9 protein-coding genes, 3 tRNA genes and 1 pseudogene are annotated in these 14313 nt (G+C 75.2%); 7 read left to right on the top strand and 6 right to left on the bottom strand.

Annotation, left to right across the window (positions count from 1 at the left end; translation table 11 throughout):
* Nucleotides 1–45 precede the first annotated feature (45 nt).
* Nucleotides 46–2271: a PAS domain-containing protein gene (locus ACFWA9_RS16075; protein ID WP_380387586.1), complete on the bottom strand. Its 2226-nt coding sequence runs from the start codon at nt 2269–2271 to the stop codon at nt 46–48.
* Nucleotides 2272–2447: 176 nt separating this feature from the next.
* On the opposite strand from ACFWA9_RS16075, the gene ACFWA9_RS16070 reads away from it, so the two are divergent.
* The 6 genes from ACFWA9_RS16070 (at nt 2448) to ACFWA9_RS16045 (ending at nt 9304) form a co-directional block, all read left to right on the top strand.
* Nucleotides 2448–2541 (top strand) — tRNA-Ser (locus tag ACFWA9_RS16070).
* 217 nt (nt 2542–2758) lie between these two features.
* A tRNA-Arg gene (locus ACFWA9_RS16065) sits at nt 2759–2834 on the top strand.
* A 33-nt stretch (nt 2835–2867) separates the two neighbouring features.
* Nucleotides 2868–2943 (top strand) — tRNA-Arg (locus ACFWA9_RS16060).
* 592 nt (nt 2944–3535) lie between these two features.
* Entirely contained in the window at nt 3536–6805 is a 3270-nt protein-coding gene (locus ACFWA9_RS16055; RefSeq protein ID WP_380387583.1) for an Ig-like domain-containing protein, read from the top strand.
* A 184-nt stretch (nt 6806–6989) separates the two neighbouring features.
* Nucleotides 6990–8255: an SPFH domain-containing protein gene (locus ACFWA9_RS16050; protein ID WP_380387580.1), complete on the top strand. Its 1266-nt coding sequence runs from the start codon at nt 6990–6992 to the stop codon at nt 8253–8255.
* Nucleotides 8252–9304 (top strand): C40 family peptidase, encoded by a 1053-nt coding sequence (locus tag ACFWA9_RS16045; RefSeq protein WP_380387578.1) that lies wholly within the window; start codon nt 8252–8254, stop codon nt 9302–9304. Before ACFWA9_RS16050 ends, ACFWA9_RS16045 begins: the two co-directional genes overlap by 4 nt.
* 64 nt (nt 9305–9368) lie before the next feature.
* Here ACFWA9_RS16045 and ACFWA9_RS16040 read toward each other — a convergent pair whose 3' ends face one another.
* Nucleotides 9369–10334 carry an aldo/keto reductase gene (locus ACFWA9_RS16040; protein ID WP_352290485.1) on the bottom strand — a complete coding sequence of 322 codons (966 nt, stop codon included), beginning with the start codon at nt 10332–10334 and terminating at the stop codon, nt 9369–9371.
* Nucleotides 10335–10507: 173 nt separating this feature from the next.
* On the opposite strand from ACFWA9_RS16040, the gene ACFWA9_RS16035 reads away from it, so the two are divergent.
* Nucleotides 10508–10708 (top strand): hypothetical protein, encoded by a 201-nt coding sequence (locus tag ACFWA9_RS16035; protein WP_329488653.1) that lies wholly within the window; start codon nt 10508–10510, stop codon nt 10706–10708.
* 54 nt (nt 10709–10762) lie between these two features.
* Here ACFWA9_RS16035 and ACFWA9_RS16030 read toward each other — a convergent pair whose 3' ends face one another.
* From ACFWA9_RS16030 to ACFWA9_RS16015, 4 genes and pseudogenes are all read right to left on the bottom strand, one after another.
* Complete coding sequence (locus tag ACFWA9_RS16030) at nt 10763–11782, bottom strand: endo alpha-1,4 polygalactosaminidase (protein ID WP_380387573.1); 1020 nt, start codon at nt 11780–11782, stop codon at nt 10763–10765.
* 22 nt (nt 11783–11804) lie between these two features.
* Nucleotides 11805–12500: a spherulation-specific family 4 protein gene (locus ACFWA9_RS16025; protein ID WP_329488652.1), complete on the bottom strand. Its 696-nt coding sequence runs from the start codon at nt 12498–12500 to the stop codon at nt 11805–11807.
* Nucleotides 12497–13402 (bottom strand): NAD-dependent epimerase/dehydratase family protein, encoded by a 906-nt coding sequence (locus ACFWA9_RS16020; RefSeq protein WP_380387570.1) that lies wholly within the window; start codon nt 13400–13402, stop codon nt 12497–12499. The genes ACFWA9_RS16025 and ACFWA9_RS16020 overlap by 4 nt, the downstream gene beginning before the upstream one ends.
* A gap of 134 nt (nt 13403–13536) precedes the next feature.
* Nucleotides 13537–14244, bottom strand: a pseudogene (locus ACFWA9_RS16015) (NDP-sugar synthase); the annotation flags it as partial.
* Between the last annotated feature and the right edge of the window lie 69 nt (nt 14245–14313).

Raw genomic sequence — 14313 nt, 5'->3', positions numbered from 1 at the left:
TGCCGGTGCCGCGGGTGTCGGTCAGGAACTGGGTCCGGAAGCCGATCAGGCCGCGCGACGGGACGATGAACTCCATGCGGACCCAGCCGGAGCCGGTGGGGCGGGGTCGGCGGGTGGGGTGCCGGGTCCGAGCGCGAACGGGCCGCGCGGCGCCGCCGGAGCGGCCGCGGCGGGTTCCTCCGGGAGGCCGTCGACCGGCACCGCGTACGCGGTGCCGGACCGGCCGTCGTCCTTGCCCCACGGGTCGCTCGGCTGGGCGGTGGTGGCGCTCGCGCCCTGGCGCCCGTAGGCGGGGTCGTTGCCGGTGCCGTTCCACTGCTCGGGGACGGCCCGCTCGACCCGTGCCGGGGCGTTCGGCCAACGGTCGGCGGCGGCCGCCGCGTCGGCCTCGGGCACGGCCTCGGGCACGGCCTCGGGTTCGGCCGCCGGCCGGCCCCGGCGCCCGCGCCGCTCGGCCACCGGCGGCTGCGCCGGCTCCTCGTTCACGGCCTGCTCCGGTCCGCCCGCCGGGTCGGACGCCCCGGCGGGCGCCGGGCCGTCGGCCGGTGCCTTCTCGGTGTCGTCCTCGGGGCGCCGGGCCGCGGGCAGCTGCGGGATGCCCGGCAGGTCGGGCAGCACCGCGCTGTCGCTCTCCTTGGGCCGGTCCGACCGGCCCTCGGCCGAGGCGCGTTCGGCGGCGGCCTTCGCCGCGACCGGGTCCAGCGGCAGTTCGACGACGTACGTGGTGCCGGCCTTGCCGGGCAGCTCGTGCGGCTGGAGCACGCCGCCGTGGCGCTCGACCACCGTGCGGGCTATCGGCAGGTGGACGGGGCTGCCGCCGCGTCCGGGGCCGCGGATCTCCACCCGGGCGACGTCGCCGCGTTGGGCAGCCGCGAGCACCACCATCGGGGCGTCGCCCTCGGCCGGGGCCGGCGCGGCCGTCCCGGCGGGGTTCAGTCCGGGGGAGCCGACGGCGGGCGGGGCGTCGAGCGAGAGCGCCACCCCGCTGACGTCGGCGACCAGGTGGGCCAGCGCCTGGGCGAGCCGCTCCCGGTCGGCGATCACCTCGACGGCGGCGGCGTGCACGGAGAACCGCACCCGACCCGCGCCGACCAGCTCGCCCGCGTGCTCGACGGCCTTGCGGATCACCTTGTCCAGGCCGACCGGCACCCGGTCGGCGGCGGGCTTCGCGCCGTCCTTGTCGTCGGCCGGGCCGCCGGCCGCGTTCTCGGCCTCGGAGCGCTGGTGGGCCAGGACGCCGTCGATCAGCTTGCCGAACCGCCGGCACTCGTCGGCCAGCCGTCGCAGCGTCCAGTTGGCCTCCGGCCAGAGCTGGCCGGCCGGGTCGGCGGCGAGCGCGTCGATCCGCCGGTGCAGCGCGGTCAGGGCGCCGCCCAGCTCGCTCTCCAGGACGGCGGTGAGGTGTTCGTTGCGGGCGACGAGGGCCAGCTCGCGGCTGCGGTCGGTGAAGGTCATCACCGCGCCGACGAGCTGGTCGCCGTCGCGCACCGGGGCGGTGGTGAGGTCGACGGTGACCGGACGGCCGTCCTTGCGCCAGAGCACGGTGCCGCGCACCCGGTGCTTGCGCCCGGAGGTCAGGGTGTCCAGCAGCGCGGACTCCTCCAGCGCCAGCGGGGTGCCGTCGGCCCGGGAGTGCTGGATCAGCGGGTGCAGCTCACGCCCGCCCAGCTCGCTCGCCCGGTACTCCAGGATGTGCGCGGCGGCCGGGTTGACCAGCACGCAGCGGCCTTCGAGGTCCACGCCCAGCACGCCCTCGGCGGCGGCCCGCAGGATCATCTCGGTCTGCTTGTGCTGACGGCGCAGCTCCGCCTCGACGCCGAGCCGGCTGGAGAGGTCGCGGACCAGCAGCAGGAGCAGGTCGCTGCCGGAGGGCCGGGAGCCCTCGCGGTACGGGTCGTAGGGGACGAGCGGGGAGAGCGCGTAGCCCCGCCCCTCGCTCGCGCCGTCGTCGGCGAAGTCGTTGCCCGAGACCTCGACCGGGAACGTGCTGCCGTCGGTACGGCGGGCGGTCATCCGGACCGGGCGGTCGAGGGCGTCGTCCTCGCGCGGTTTCGGCCGCATCGAGCCGGGGATCCGGCTCGGGTCGAACTCCGGCAGCAGGTCCAGTACGCCCATGCCGACCAGTGAGGTGCCGGGTGTCTGGAGCGCCTGGACCGCTGCGCTGTTGGCATCGACGACCGTGCCGTTGCTGTTCACCAGCAACAACGCGTCGGGCAGGGCGTCGAGTATGGCGGCGAGGCGAGCAGCGCCTCGGATCGGCCTGCTGCTCACGTCGACAGGTCTCCTCGGCTCAGGGCAGCTCCTCCGGAGAAGGCAGTATCTCATTCTTCTTTGCGGCGGGGACGACCCGCCTAGTAACGTTGGCGGTGGTTGGTGCCGGGCCCTCGGGTTGTGGCATCATCACTGGCACACGGAGCGAGTCCGCCACGCGGGCGCGATCCATGTGGGGAGGCTTCGCCTAGTCCGGTCTATGGCGCCGCACTGCTAATGCGGTTTGGGTCTTAAAGCCCATCGAGGGTTCAAATCCCTCAGCCTCCGCCAGCCGGGAGCCCCGTCGACGATCACGTCGGCGGGGCTTCTCGCATGTCCGGGGCCCGGTCGGGGCCGGGCCGGACGCCGAGCGCGCCCGGTCGCGGAGGGCCGGGGGATCGGGCCGCCGCCCGGTCGTTCCGGGGCCCGGATCAATCGATTTCGCCCCGCGTCGCAGGTCATGTAATGTTGTCCCCGCAACGCCCCGCTGGCACGTTCACCAGGGCGAGCGCTCATAGCTCAACGGATAGAGCACTTGACTACGGATCAAGAGGTTGCAGGTTCGAATCCTGCTGAGCGCACCAAACCTTCGCAAGGCCGGGTTCCGCCCGGCACTTGCGCTCATAGCTCAACGGATAGAGCACTTGACTACGGATCAAGAGGTTGCAGGTTCGAATCCTGCTGAGCGCACCAGCGAGAAGCCCCCGGCCACCGGCCGGGGGCTTCTCCGTTTTCCGGGCGCGTGTCGGCCGTCGGCCCCCGCTCGGCCCGGGCGCTCGGCCCAGCTCCGGACCGCCCGGCCGTCCGCCGCGGCCGGACTGAGGGCTCCGGGCGGCCGGGCCGCGGGCGCCGCGGCCGGGCTCGGACGGCTGCCGGTGGAGCCCCTCGGCGAAGCCGGCCCTGTGGGCGAACGGTCGCGAAGTCGCTCCCGGCGTGGATAGGTGCGGGCGCCGGCTCCGCCGAGCGCACCGATCGTTCGCACCGGTCGTCCGCACCGGTGGTGCGCAACGGTCGTGCGCAACGGAGCGCTCGACGCACGGTCAGGTACCGGTCCGCGGGGCCCGATCGGAATCCCCCGGATTCCCCGCGATACGCCGCTAATGGATGAAATCCATTCCCTTCGGGTACATCCTTTCCTGCCGGTCGGATGACCGCCGAACGGGTGGGACCCGGCCGATAGCGCAGGTGTCGCAGTATGACCGGCCCAGGATCGTGATTCCGTTTTGTCAGATCTTGTGCCCAGACTGCCCGGCCACCCCGGCAGCCGATACCGAAGGAGAGCCGGATGAGCCGACAGTTCCCCCGCGATGCCGCCCTGTCCGCCCCGGCCCCGGCCCGGCCCGCGCACCGGGCGGGAGGAATGCGGCGGCCGCGTCTGGTGGCGGCCGGTGCCTCGGCGGCTCTGGCGGCCGCGCTGCTGATCGGCTGGAACCCGCCCACCTCCGCCGCCCAGCAGTCCCCCGACACCTGGTCGGGGGACCGGAGTGCCGTCCTTCCCTCCGGCCTCACCGTCCACATCGATTTCTCCGCCGCCCCGGGATTCGACGTCGCGGCCGAGCCGGGGGAATTGGCCGAGCGGTTCGGCGGCGGTCGGGCGGCCGCCCTCTATACGGACGGACTGCGGCCCGGAGATCCCGCGCAGACCTTCCGGATCACCGACAACCATCCGCAGACGGACGGTTCCTGGCGCACGGTCGGAACACTCGGCATCGCCTTTTCCCGGCCGGTCCGCAATCCCCGCCTGCATGTCAGTGGACTCTCCGCCGTCGCCACCGGAAAGGGCGGGGCCACCAGCACCGTCTCGCGTCTGTCGCTCACCGGCGGCTCACCGGGCGCACCCGCCCTGGTCAACCGGACCGACTGGCCGGGCTGGACGGTCGACGGCAACAGCCTGGCCCCGGCCGGAGCGGGCGCCGCCGCCGACGCCGGATCCGCCGCCGAGGGCAGCCTGGAGCTGGCCGGGACCTTCCGCACGGCCGTCTTCCGGGTCGAGCAGCGCTCCACCGCCCGGGCCGGCTCCACCGCCGCGCCCGCGCCGGCGCCGCTCCTCCAGGCCTACACCGTCACCCTGGACGAGGGCGTCGGCACCGCCCCGCAGGGCTACGACAACGCCTCCCACCTGCTCTCCGACCTCTTCCTCGGAGCGGACGCCGGCGGCGCCGCCCGGCTCGGCCGGCGGGCCGCCACCACCGGCACGACCCCGCTGGTGCCGCCCGCCACCCCGGCCGGGGGTACGGACGCGGCCGGCGAGCCGCTGGTCCAGCTCGACCACGGCGCCGGCCGGCGCAGCGTCTTCTCCAGCCCGGCACCGCCTCGGCTCCAGCCCGGGCGCGGCGAGTACCAGGGCGGCGATCCGGCCGTCGGCTACCCGGCCGAGGCCGCGATCGGCCGGTACTACCGGGTCACCGTCCCGGTCGCGGTGGGCGGCGCCCCCGCCACCCTGGCCGGCTGGGTCGACTTCGACCGCAACGGCCGGTTCGACCCCGCCGAGCGGGTGCAGACCGAGGTCCCGGCCACGGCGGACAGCGCGACCCTGGAGTGGACCGTCCCCGCCAACGCGTCGTCGGGGGAGACCTGGGCCCGGCTGCGGATCGGCCGCGACGCGGCCCAGTTGGTGTCGGCCGGCGGCTTCGCCGACTCCGGGCAGGTCTCGGACCAGCGGATCAGGTTGACGGTCGGTGCCGCCCGGCCGGAGATCGCCACCCCGGTCGACGGCACCGTCGTCGCCGACGCCCGCCCGCAGGTGCGCGGTGAGGGGGCGGTGGCCGGAGCGACGGTCGAGGTGCGCGACGGGGACGCGGTGGTCTGCAAGACCCGGGTCGAGAAGGGCGGTGACTGGTCCTGCCGGCCGAGCGGGCCGCTGACCGCGGGCGCGCACACCCTCACCCCGGTCGAGACCACCAGTGGCGGGCTGGTGCTGCGCGGCGATCCGGTCCGGGTCACCGTGAAGACCGCCCCGCCCACGGCTCCCGTGCTCACCCTCCCCGAATACACCAACGACCCCGGCCTCCAGCTGACCGGCACGGGGGAGCCGGGCAGCACCGTCTCGGTCACCGACCGGCCGGCCGGGGCACGAGGCGGCGCCGGCGGTGGTGCGGGCGGCGAGCTGTGCAGCACGGCGGTGCGGTCCGACGGCGGGTGGTCCTGCCTGCCGGTGGAGAACCTGCCGGACGGGCGCCACCAGCTGACGCCGAACGCCGTCGATGCCGCCGGGAACCGGACGCCGGGCCAGGTCTTCACGCTGGTCGTCGACACGGTGCCGCCGGACCGGCCGGTGCTGACCACGCCGGCGGCGGGCGAGACGGTCCGGGTGGCGCGCCCGAAGCTGGGCGGCCGGGCCGAGCCAGGGGCCCGCGTGATCGTCACCGCCCGGGCCGGCAGCTCGGCCTCGGCGGAGCGGATCGTGGCCTGCGGTGCCACCGCCGCCGTCGACGGCAGCTGGACCTGCGCGGCCAACCGTGACCTGACGGACGGCGAGCAGTGGCTGGTCGTCACGGCGACCGACCTGGCGGGCAACGGGACGGCGGCGGACGCGGTCACCGTCCGGGTCGCGGCGGCCGTCCCGCCCGCGCCGGGGACGCCGTCCCCTGCGCCGTCCCCTTCGGTGGCCTCGCCGTCGCCCTCGGCACCGGCGTCCACTCCTGCGGCGGCGTCGACCGTCCCGGCGGTTCCGGTGCCCGGCGCGCCGTCACCGTCCGCTCCCTCACCGTCCGTTCCGGCACCGTCTGTTCCCGCGCCATCTGTTCCCGCGCCGGCCGTTCCCTTGGCGTCGGGGCCGGCGGTCGCGGTGCCGCCCTCCGCGCCCGCCGTGGTGGTGCCGTCCGCGTCTGCGGCGGCTCTGGCTCCGGCGGCTCCCACGCCGCCCGGGTCGGCCGTCTCGCCGTCGGCCGACCGGCCTACGGCGACGGCCCCCGCCGTGCCCGTGCCGACGGTCTCGCCGTCGGTGCCCGCCCCGCCGAGCCCGTCCGTCCCCACTGCCCCCACCGCCCCCGCCGCTCCGACTCCCCCCGGCGCCGAGCCCGTCCTGGAGGCTGTCCTGCCCGGGCTGCTGCCGATCGTCGTCCCGCCCGCCACCGGGACGGTGCCCCCGGCCGGTGCGAGTGCGAGTGCGAGCCCGAGCGCCGGACCGGCCCCGAGCCCGAGTGCCGGGGCGTCCGCCTCCGGTGCGACCGGCACGGCCACCCCGGCGGCCCCGGCGGCGCCGACCTCACCGGCCGCTTCGACAACTCCAGCCACTTCGGCCGCCCCGTCAACCGCCCCCACCGCGGCCGTCCCCACAGCCGCCGCCACCGCCACCCCGACCGCCGGGGCCGCGCCGGCGGTGCCCGCCGGGCAGGTCTCGCCCGAGACCTCCCGGGCCCTGGCCGCACCCCCGGCCGAGCAGTCCGCGGAGCCCTCCCCGGAGAGCGGGGCGACGCAGGCGCAGCCCGCGTCCGACCACTCCCGGTCGGAGGGCTGGCGCGCTGGGCTCGCAGGTCTCTTGCTGCTGCTCACCGGGGTCGGCCTGATCACCCGCCGGGTCTTCGCCCGAGGCCCCGGCGCCCGACGACGCTGAACCGCTCCGACCATCCGCTCATGTGCCTGCGCGTCAGATCGGCTACGGATGATTCGTCAGTAAATGTCGACACGCTCTATCGCAAATGTCGCATTTGATGACGTATGAACTTAGCCTGACTCTGGCACTGCCCGTCAGATCCGGGCCGCCCGTTGCGCGACACACCGAACCCGAGGATCCGTGCATGGACGTCACCCGCGATTCTTCGCAGCGACCCGACAATCTGCCCAAGGCGTTGCCGCCGACCCTGCGGGAACGTTCCGCCTCCGGCTCCAGCCCGATGGCGAGGGCGCCCAAGACGGGCAAACCCGTCGACAACGGGCCGGCGACCACGCCGCTGGCGGTCGTCCCCGGTCCGGCGGTCACGCCGGTCGACCTGCGCGACCCGCTGGAGACGGCGGTCCTGGAGGCGGTGGAGCTGCCGGAGGCCGCCCCGGCCGCCCCGGCCGACGCGGTCACCGCGACCACCTCCCGCCGGCCCCCGCGCGCCGACCAGGCGCTGCGCGAGCACGGAGCCGCGGTGCTGCCCGGCTGGATCGCGCTGCTGGCGCTGCTGGCGGGGGTGACCGCCGTCGTGCTCGTCCTGCTGAACGACGGCGTCATCCCGTCCTGGGAGGCGCTGCCCGATCTGCGCGGTGCCGCCGCCCGGGCCAGCGGCGGGGCGGAGGTGACGGTGCGGTCCGGCGTCGCGGTCAGCGCGGCCGGTCTGCTGATCGTCCTCGCGCTGGCCGGGCTGCTGGCCAACGCGGGCGGTGAGACCCGGGTGCTCAGCCGCTGGGGCCGCTACCGCGGCACCGTCCGGCGCACCGGTCTGGTCTGGGTCAACCCGCTGCTGCGCCGGCGCCGGGTGGACGTGCGGCTGCGGCACTGGCGCAGCGAGCCGGTCAAGGTGGTCGACCGGACCGGTACGCCGATCGTCGTGCGGCTGCTGATCGTCTGGCGGGTCAAGGACACCGCCCGGGCGCTGCTGGCGATCGAGGACCACGAGCACTACCTGCGCGAGCAGGTGCAGGCGGTGCTGACCCGGACGGCGTCCATGCTGCCGTGCGACAGCAACGCGGCCCCCGGCCCGGCGCTGCGCGACGGCCAGTGGTTCGCCGACGAGCTGACCAGGGCGCTGGCTGCCGAGGTCGCCCCGGCCGGGCTGGAGGTCTACTCGGCGCAGCCGCTCGGGCTGGACTACGCGCCCGAGGTCGCCGAGTCGATGCGCCGGCGCCGGCTGGCCGACCTGGACGCGGGCCTGCGCACGGTGCTGGTGGACGACGCGGTCGAGGCGGCGGCGCTCGCCGTCCGCCGGCTGGAGCGCGCGACCGCGCACGAGCTCGACGAGGCCGCCCGCAGCGCTCTGATGGAGCAGTTGCTGGTCGCCTTCGTCGCCCCGGCCGGAGTGGCCGCTTCGGTACCGTCCCCGGCCGCTCGGGCCGGGCGGAAGGAAGGACGACCGGCATGAGGATAGCCATCGGCACGGAGACCGGTTTCGAGACCGACGTCGAGGCCGAGTTCGAAGCCGACTTCGAGGCGGAGTTCGCCGGTGCCGGCGCCGCGCTGATCGGTTTCGAGGAGACCCTCGGCAGCATCCCCGCCGTGGCGGGCTGCGGCTGCCCGAACTGCGCGGCCCGGCCGCGCACCGCCCGCCCGGCGGCCGGGACGTCCGGTGGCGCGCGAATACACCGCGTCGTGCGGACCACCTGCCTGGCCACCACCGTGCTGGCGGGAGCCGGCGTGGTCGGTCTGACGGCCGGTGCCGGGTCCGCGCACGCCGCGCCCGGCAAGCAGGGCTGGGACGGCTCGAAGTACTGGTTCAAGGCCGCGAACGGCACCTGGCGCTGGACCGGCCACTACGACGTCTACGCCGCCCGTACCGGCGCGACCGGCGCGACCGGCGCGTCCGGCAAGGCGGCCGTTTCCAACGGCGCCGCGTCCACGCCGGCGCCCACCTCGTCGAGCGGGTCGTCGAGCGGGTCGTCCTCAGGTCTGCGGCAGGGCTGGGACGGCTCGAAGTACTGGTTCAAGAACGGCAGCGGCGAGTGGCGGTACACCAGCCACTACGACATCTACCTCAGCCGCACCGGCGGGACCGGCGGCGGGTCGGACCCGGCGCCCGACCGGCCGGCCGCCGGCAGCGGGCCGTCCTCCCGCGGCACGCAGTCGGCGATCGACTACGCGCTCGCCCAGCTCGGCAAGCCCTACGTCTGGGGCGGTGACGGCCCGTCGGGCTTCGACTGCTCGGGGCTGGTCCAGCAGGCCTACCGGCGCAGCGGCATCAGCCTGCCGCGGGTGGCGGACGACCAGTACGCGGCCACCACCCCGATCACCGCCGGACAGCTGCACCGCGGTGACCTGCTGTTCTGGTCGGACAGCGGCCGGGCCTCCGGGATCCACCACGTGGGGATCTACCTCGGCGGCGGAAAGTTCGTCGAGGCACCCCGCCCGGGGAAGACGGTGCGGGTCTCCACCCTCAGCAGCGGCTTCTACCCGACCCATTTCGGGCGGCCGTAACGGCGGGTCCGGCGCGGCGGCCCCCGAGCGGATCGATTCCGCCGGGGGCCGCCGCGCGCCGGGGTCAGGCGGAGGCGGCGTCCAGCAGGGCGAGCTGCTCCGGGGTGAGGCGCAGCGAGGCGGCGGCCAGCAGCGGCGGCAGCTGCTCGACCCGGCGGGCGCTGGCGATCGGCGCGGCGACCGTCGGGCGGGTGGTCAGCCAGGCCAGGGCCACCGTGGCGATTTCCGCCTCGTGCTCGGCGGCGACGGTGTCCAGCGCCTCCAGCACCTTGGGGCCGCGCGGGTCGGCCAGGTAGCGGGAGGCGCCCTCGGAGCGGGCGCTGGCCACCTCGCCGCCGCCGAGCCGGTACTTGCCGGTCAGGAAGCCGGAGGCGAGGGCGTAGTAGGGCACCGTGGCCAGGCCGTGCGCGGCGACCACGTCGGCGAGCGGGCCCTCGAAGGTGGCGCGGGAGACCAGGTTGTAGTGCGGCTGGACGGCGACGTACGCGGCCAGGCCCTCGCGCTCGGAGAAGGCCAGCGCCTCGGCGAGCCGCTCGGCGCCGATGTTGGAGGCGGCGATCTCGCGGACCTTGCCCTCCTTCACCAGGTCGTCCAGCGCGGTGATGAACTCCTCCACCGGGGTGTCGTCGTCCTGGTGGGTGTAGTAGAGGTCGATGTGCTCGATGCCGAGCCGGCGCAGTGAGCCCTCGACCGAGGACTTGATGGTGGCCGCGCCCAGGCCGCGCGCCTCGGGGTGGAGGCCGACCTTGGTGGCGATCACCAGGTCGTCGCGGTTGCCGCGGCTGCGCAGCCAGTCGCCGATGATGCTCTCGGACTCGCCGCCGGTGTTGCCGGGCACCCAGGAGGAGTAGGTGTCGGCGGTGTCGACGAAGTTGCCGCCGGCGGCGGTGTAGGCGTCCAGGACGGCGAACGACTGCTGTTCGTCGGCCGTCCAGCCGAAGACGTTGCCGCCCAGGGAGAGGGGGTGGACGGCGAGGTCGGAGGTGCCGAGCCGGACCCGGCCGGGGGCGTCACTGTGGATTCCGGTCATGACCCGAGTCAACCGGATCGCCCGGACCGGCATTCCGTGGTCGCGGCAGAGTTCACGTGCCTGTCGTACTCGCCCCGCCCCGCCCCGCCCCGCCCGGGCCGGCGGGTGGGGCGGGGCGCCGGAGGAGGGTCCGGGGTGTCGGCGGGGTCGGCGGATTCGTTAGAGTCCGTGCCATGGCTGACAACGACTACGACCCCGCCGGCAACACCCAGATGTTCCGGGCGTTCGTCGACGAGACCCCGGCACCCCAGGCTCCGGGCTCCGTCTCCACCTATGGCAGCAGCAGCGGCGGCAACCGGACCGGCCTGATCGCCGTGATCGCCGTCGTCGCGCTGGTCGTGGTGGGCGCCGTCATCTGGCTGGCTGTCAAGTAATCCGTCCGACGGAGTGCCTGGCGGGCCGGTCCGCCCTGCTGCCCCGACGGGGCCTCAGCAGGGCTTCCGCCAGGCGTCCAGCTCCAACTTCTTCTGCATGGAGCTGAGGCCCAGCGACTTGGTCCGGGCACAGAACTTCTCCGTGCCGAGCTTGTACTCGACGTGGAAGACCGCTTTCCCCGCCTGGATGAAGGGCGAGAGCCGGGCGCACTCGTCGAACTGCGCGCACTCCTCGTTCACGGCGAAGTCGAAGTCGGGCAGCAGGGCGGGGATCTGGTCCAGGTCGTTCTTCAGGCCGATCGCCATGCCGCGCTCATGGGCGAGCGAGGCCAGCATGCGGTTGTACCGCAGCTGGTCCTCGGCGGTCAGCGGGAAGCCGCTGTTCTGGTTGTAGGCCTCGATGGTGTCCGGTTCGACGGCGTCGAAGCCCTTGCTCCGGCACATGTCGAATCGGGCCGCCATCAGCGGCTTCAGCTGGTCCAGCTTGCGGATGTCGAACCACTTCTCGCCCTTCCAGCCGTTGCCGGAGCCCTGGAGGGCCTTGGTGAAGGCGGCGGCGTCGGGGCGGAAGTCCTCCCAGGAGCCGGCGTTGATGTAGCAGATCACCTTCCGGCCCTTGGCGTGCAGGGCGGCGACCACGGCGGCGTCGGTCTCGAAGCCGTCCACGTCGTAGACCGGCACGTCCACCGACTGGTCGACCCCGCCGCCGAGTTGCCACTGCCAGGCGAGGCCGGGGGTGGGCTGCCAGCGGGCGCCGGCGGGCTGCGCCGGGGTGCCGGGCACCGAGGGGGTGCCCGGGGCCGGCGGCGTGCCCGGTGTTCCCGGGTCGCTCGGCGTGCCCGGGGTGGTCGCGGGCGCCGGGGTGCCGGGGGCGCTCGGTGTCCCGGGGTCGGTCGTCGCGGGTGCGGACGGGGTGCCCGGGACGGGTGCGGCGGTGGCCGCGGGCGGCTGGGAGCCGGTGGCGTCGGCCGAGGTGTCGTCCTCGTCCTCCTGGCCCGAGCTGCTGCACGAGGTCAGCACCAGGGCGGTGGTCAGGGCGAGGGCGGCCAGCAGGGGCCGGGTGGGACGGGTCACGGTACTCGAACTCCGGGTGGGGTCAGGTCGGTTCGGTGACGGCCAGGGCGTGCGGCAGGGTGCTCCAGGGGTTCTCCCCGGCGCCCGGGACCGCGCAGCCGACGCCGGCCCGGCGGGCGGTGATCAGCGCGGCGGCCTCCCCGGCCTCCTCGGCGGGGACGTCGTACACCAGGTGGCAGAACCGGGCGGCGGCGTGCCGGCCGGTCCAGACCGGCAGGGTCATCGCGCGGTACGCCTCCCAGTCCCCCTCGAAGGTGACGAGCAGGTCGGCGAGCCCGACCTCGGCGTAGCCGGGATCGGGGTGGTCGCCGTGGCCGAACACCACGGTCGCGCAACCGGCGGCGCGGGCCGCGGTGGCGAGCCGCCGGTAGTGCGCCAGCGCACCCGGGTGGGTGGCGACCTGGTCGAGGTAGACGCCGGTGATGCCGTGTCGCTGACGGTACGTCAGGATGTCGTCGACCACGGCGGCGTGGGGTCGTCGGCCGTAGTCGGTGTCGGCGTAGCCGAGCAGCGGGAGGCCCGCCTTGCGCAGCTCGTCGGCGGCCTCGGCGAAGACGTTGTCGGGGACGGCGCCGGGGCCGTCGGCCAGGTTCAGCACGACGGCGGCGATCCGGCCCGGGTCGGCGGCGGCGACCGCCTGCCAGGCCGCCGGGTCCACCGCGGGGTGGACGTACAGCGGCACCAGCAGGCGGCCGTCGACAGGGCTCGCGCCGGTCATCCGGTGACCAGGGGATCGGTGCTGAGCCAGAGGTCGCGCAGGGTGTCGGCGAGGTCCGTCTCCGGGTGCCAGCCGAGTTCCCGGGCGGCGGCCGAGACCTCGGCCTGCTGCCAGGAGACGGCGGCCGAGCGCTCGGAGCCGGCACCGCTCTCGTCGATCCGGCCGGTGAACCCGGCCGCGGCGGCCAGGCCGTCCGCGATCGCCCGGACCGGCTTCGCCCGCCCGGAGGCGAGGTTGAGCACCCGGGGCAGCGGGTGCTCGGCGGCGACGGCCAGGCCGACCGCGCGGGCGACGTCCCGGGCGTCGACGAAGTCGCGGTGGGCCGAGAGGTCCCCGACCTCCACCACGCCGTCGGCGCCCTGCGGCGCGGCCCGGCGCAGCTCGGCGGCGAGCCGGCCGGGCAGCGAGCCGGCCGGTGCGCCCGGTCCGACCGGGTTGAACACCCGCAGCACCACGGCGTCCAGCGGCGAGCCGGCCACCGCGAGGGAGCCGGCCAGCTTGGTCGCGCCGTAGACGCCGACCGGGCGGGCGTCGGCGTCCTCGGCGAGGGAGCTGCCGGGCTCGCAGACGCCGTACTCGCCGGCCGAGCCGATGTGCACCAGCCGGGCCTTCGGCGCGCCCTGGGCCAGGGCCTCGCAGAGCACGGCCGGGCCGCGCGCGTTGACCTCGGCGAGCGTGACCGCGCTGCCGGACACCGCGCCGGCGAAGTTCACCACCGCGTCCGGGGTGAGCGCGGCCAGCTCCTCGCCGAGCGGACCGGCCTGCGCGGTGGCGAGGTCCAGGCGCAGGTCGTGGTCGGGCCGCCGCCCGGCGGTCAGCACGGTGGCTCCGGAAAGTGACCGCAGGACGGTGGCGGCGTGCCGGCCGAGGAAGCCGTCCACGCCGAGCAGCAGGATTCTCACGCGGCCCGTCCGTCGTTCTCGGGGCCCGTCGCGGCGGAGGCCGTCGGCTGCCCGTCGGCGGCGTCCGCCGCGGTGCGGGCGGCCGGGACCGCCGCTCCCAGGCTGTTCGGCACGGCGTACAGGCCCTCGGGCTCGCCGGGGAGCAGCACCGAGCGGTTGAGCGCGAACTCGGCGTTGGCCCGGTCGTAGTCGTCCGGGCGGCCGATGTCGAGCCAGTAGCCGCCGAACTCGTAGGCGGCCGGCGGGGTCTGCGCGGCGAGCAGGTCGAGGACCAGCTCGTCGAAGCCCAGCGGCAGGCCCGGGGTGTAGGCGGCGAGCGCCGAGCGCGACACGCCGTAGACACCCATCGAGACCCGGTAGTCGATGGTCGGCTTCTCCTGGAAGCCGGTGATCGAGCCGGACTCGGTGGTCAGCACACCGAAGTCGATCTTGACCTGGCGGGCGTAGGTGGCGATGGTGAGCGGCGCCCCGGAGGACTCGTGGTGCTTGAGCACCCCGGCGAAGTCCAGGTCGGTGAGGATGTCGCCGTTCATCACCAGGAAGTGCTCGGGCAGCCGGTCCTGCATGGTGAGCAGCGGGCCCATGGTGCCGAGCGGGCTGTCCTCGACGGCGTAGCCGACCCGGAGCCCCCACTGGGAGCCGTTGCCGACGTAGGCGCGGATGATGTGGCCGAGGTGGCCGATGGCCAGGGTGACGGAGGTGAAGCCCGCCGCGGCGAGCTGGCGCATCACGATCTCCAGGATCGCGTGCTGGTCGCCGATCGGGACGAGCGGCTTGGGGAGGGCGGTGGTGTAGGGACGAAGGCGAACGCCCTTGCCACCGGCCAGGATCACTGCGTGCATGGTGTTTCCCCCACGGAAGTATGGTGCGACAGGAGCCTTGTGGTTGCCGGTGCTGCCAGTGAGGTGCGG

It is taken from the genome of Kitasatospora sp. NPDC059973 (assembly GCF_042737525.1).
Classification (GTDB): Bacteria; Actinomycetota; Actinomycetes; order Streptomycetales; family Streptomycetaceae; genus Kitasatospora.
The sequence above is the reverse complement of the archived record's forward strand: the minus strand, read 5'-3'. Positions and strand labels throughout refer to the sequence as shown.

Coding starts and splice junctions, on each gene's coding strand:
- ACFWA9_RS16055 (WP_380387583.1), top strand. CDS start 3,536: ATGAGCCGACAGTTCCCCCGCGATGCCGCCCTGTCCGCCCCGGCCCCG.
- ACFWA9_RS16050 (WP_380387580.1), top strand. CDS start 6,990: ATGGACGTCACCCGCGATTCTTCGCAGCGACCCGACAATCTGCCCAAG.
- ACFWA9_RS16045 (WP_380387578.1), top strand. CDS start 8,252: ATGAGGATAGCCATCGGCACGGAGACCGGTTTCGAGACCGACGTCGAG.
- ACFWA9_RS16040 (WP_352290485.1), bottom strand. CDS start 10,334: ATGACCGGAATCCACAGTGACGCCCCCGGCCGGGTCCGGCTCGGCACC.
- ACFWA9_RS16035 (WP_329488653.1), top strand. CDS start 10,508: ATGGCTGACAACGACTACGACCCCGCCGGCAACACCCAGATGTTCCGG.
- ACFWA9_RS16025 (WP_329488652.1), bottom strand. CDS start 12,500: ATGACCGGCGCGAGCCCTGTCGACGGCCGCCTGCTGGTGCCGCTGTAC.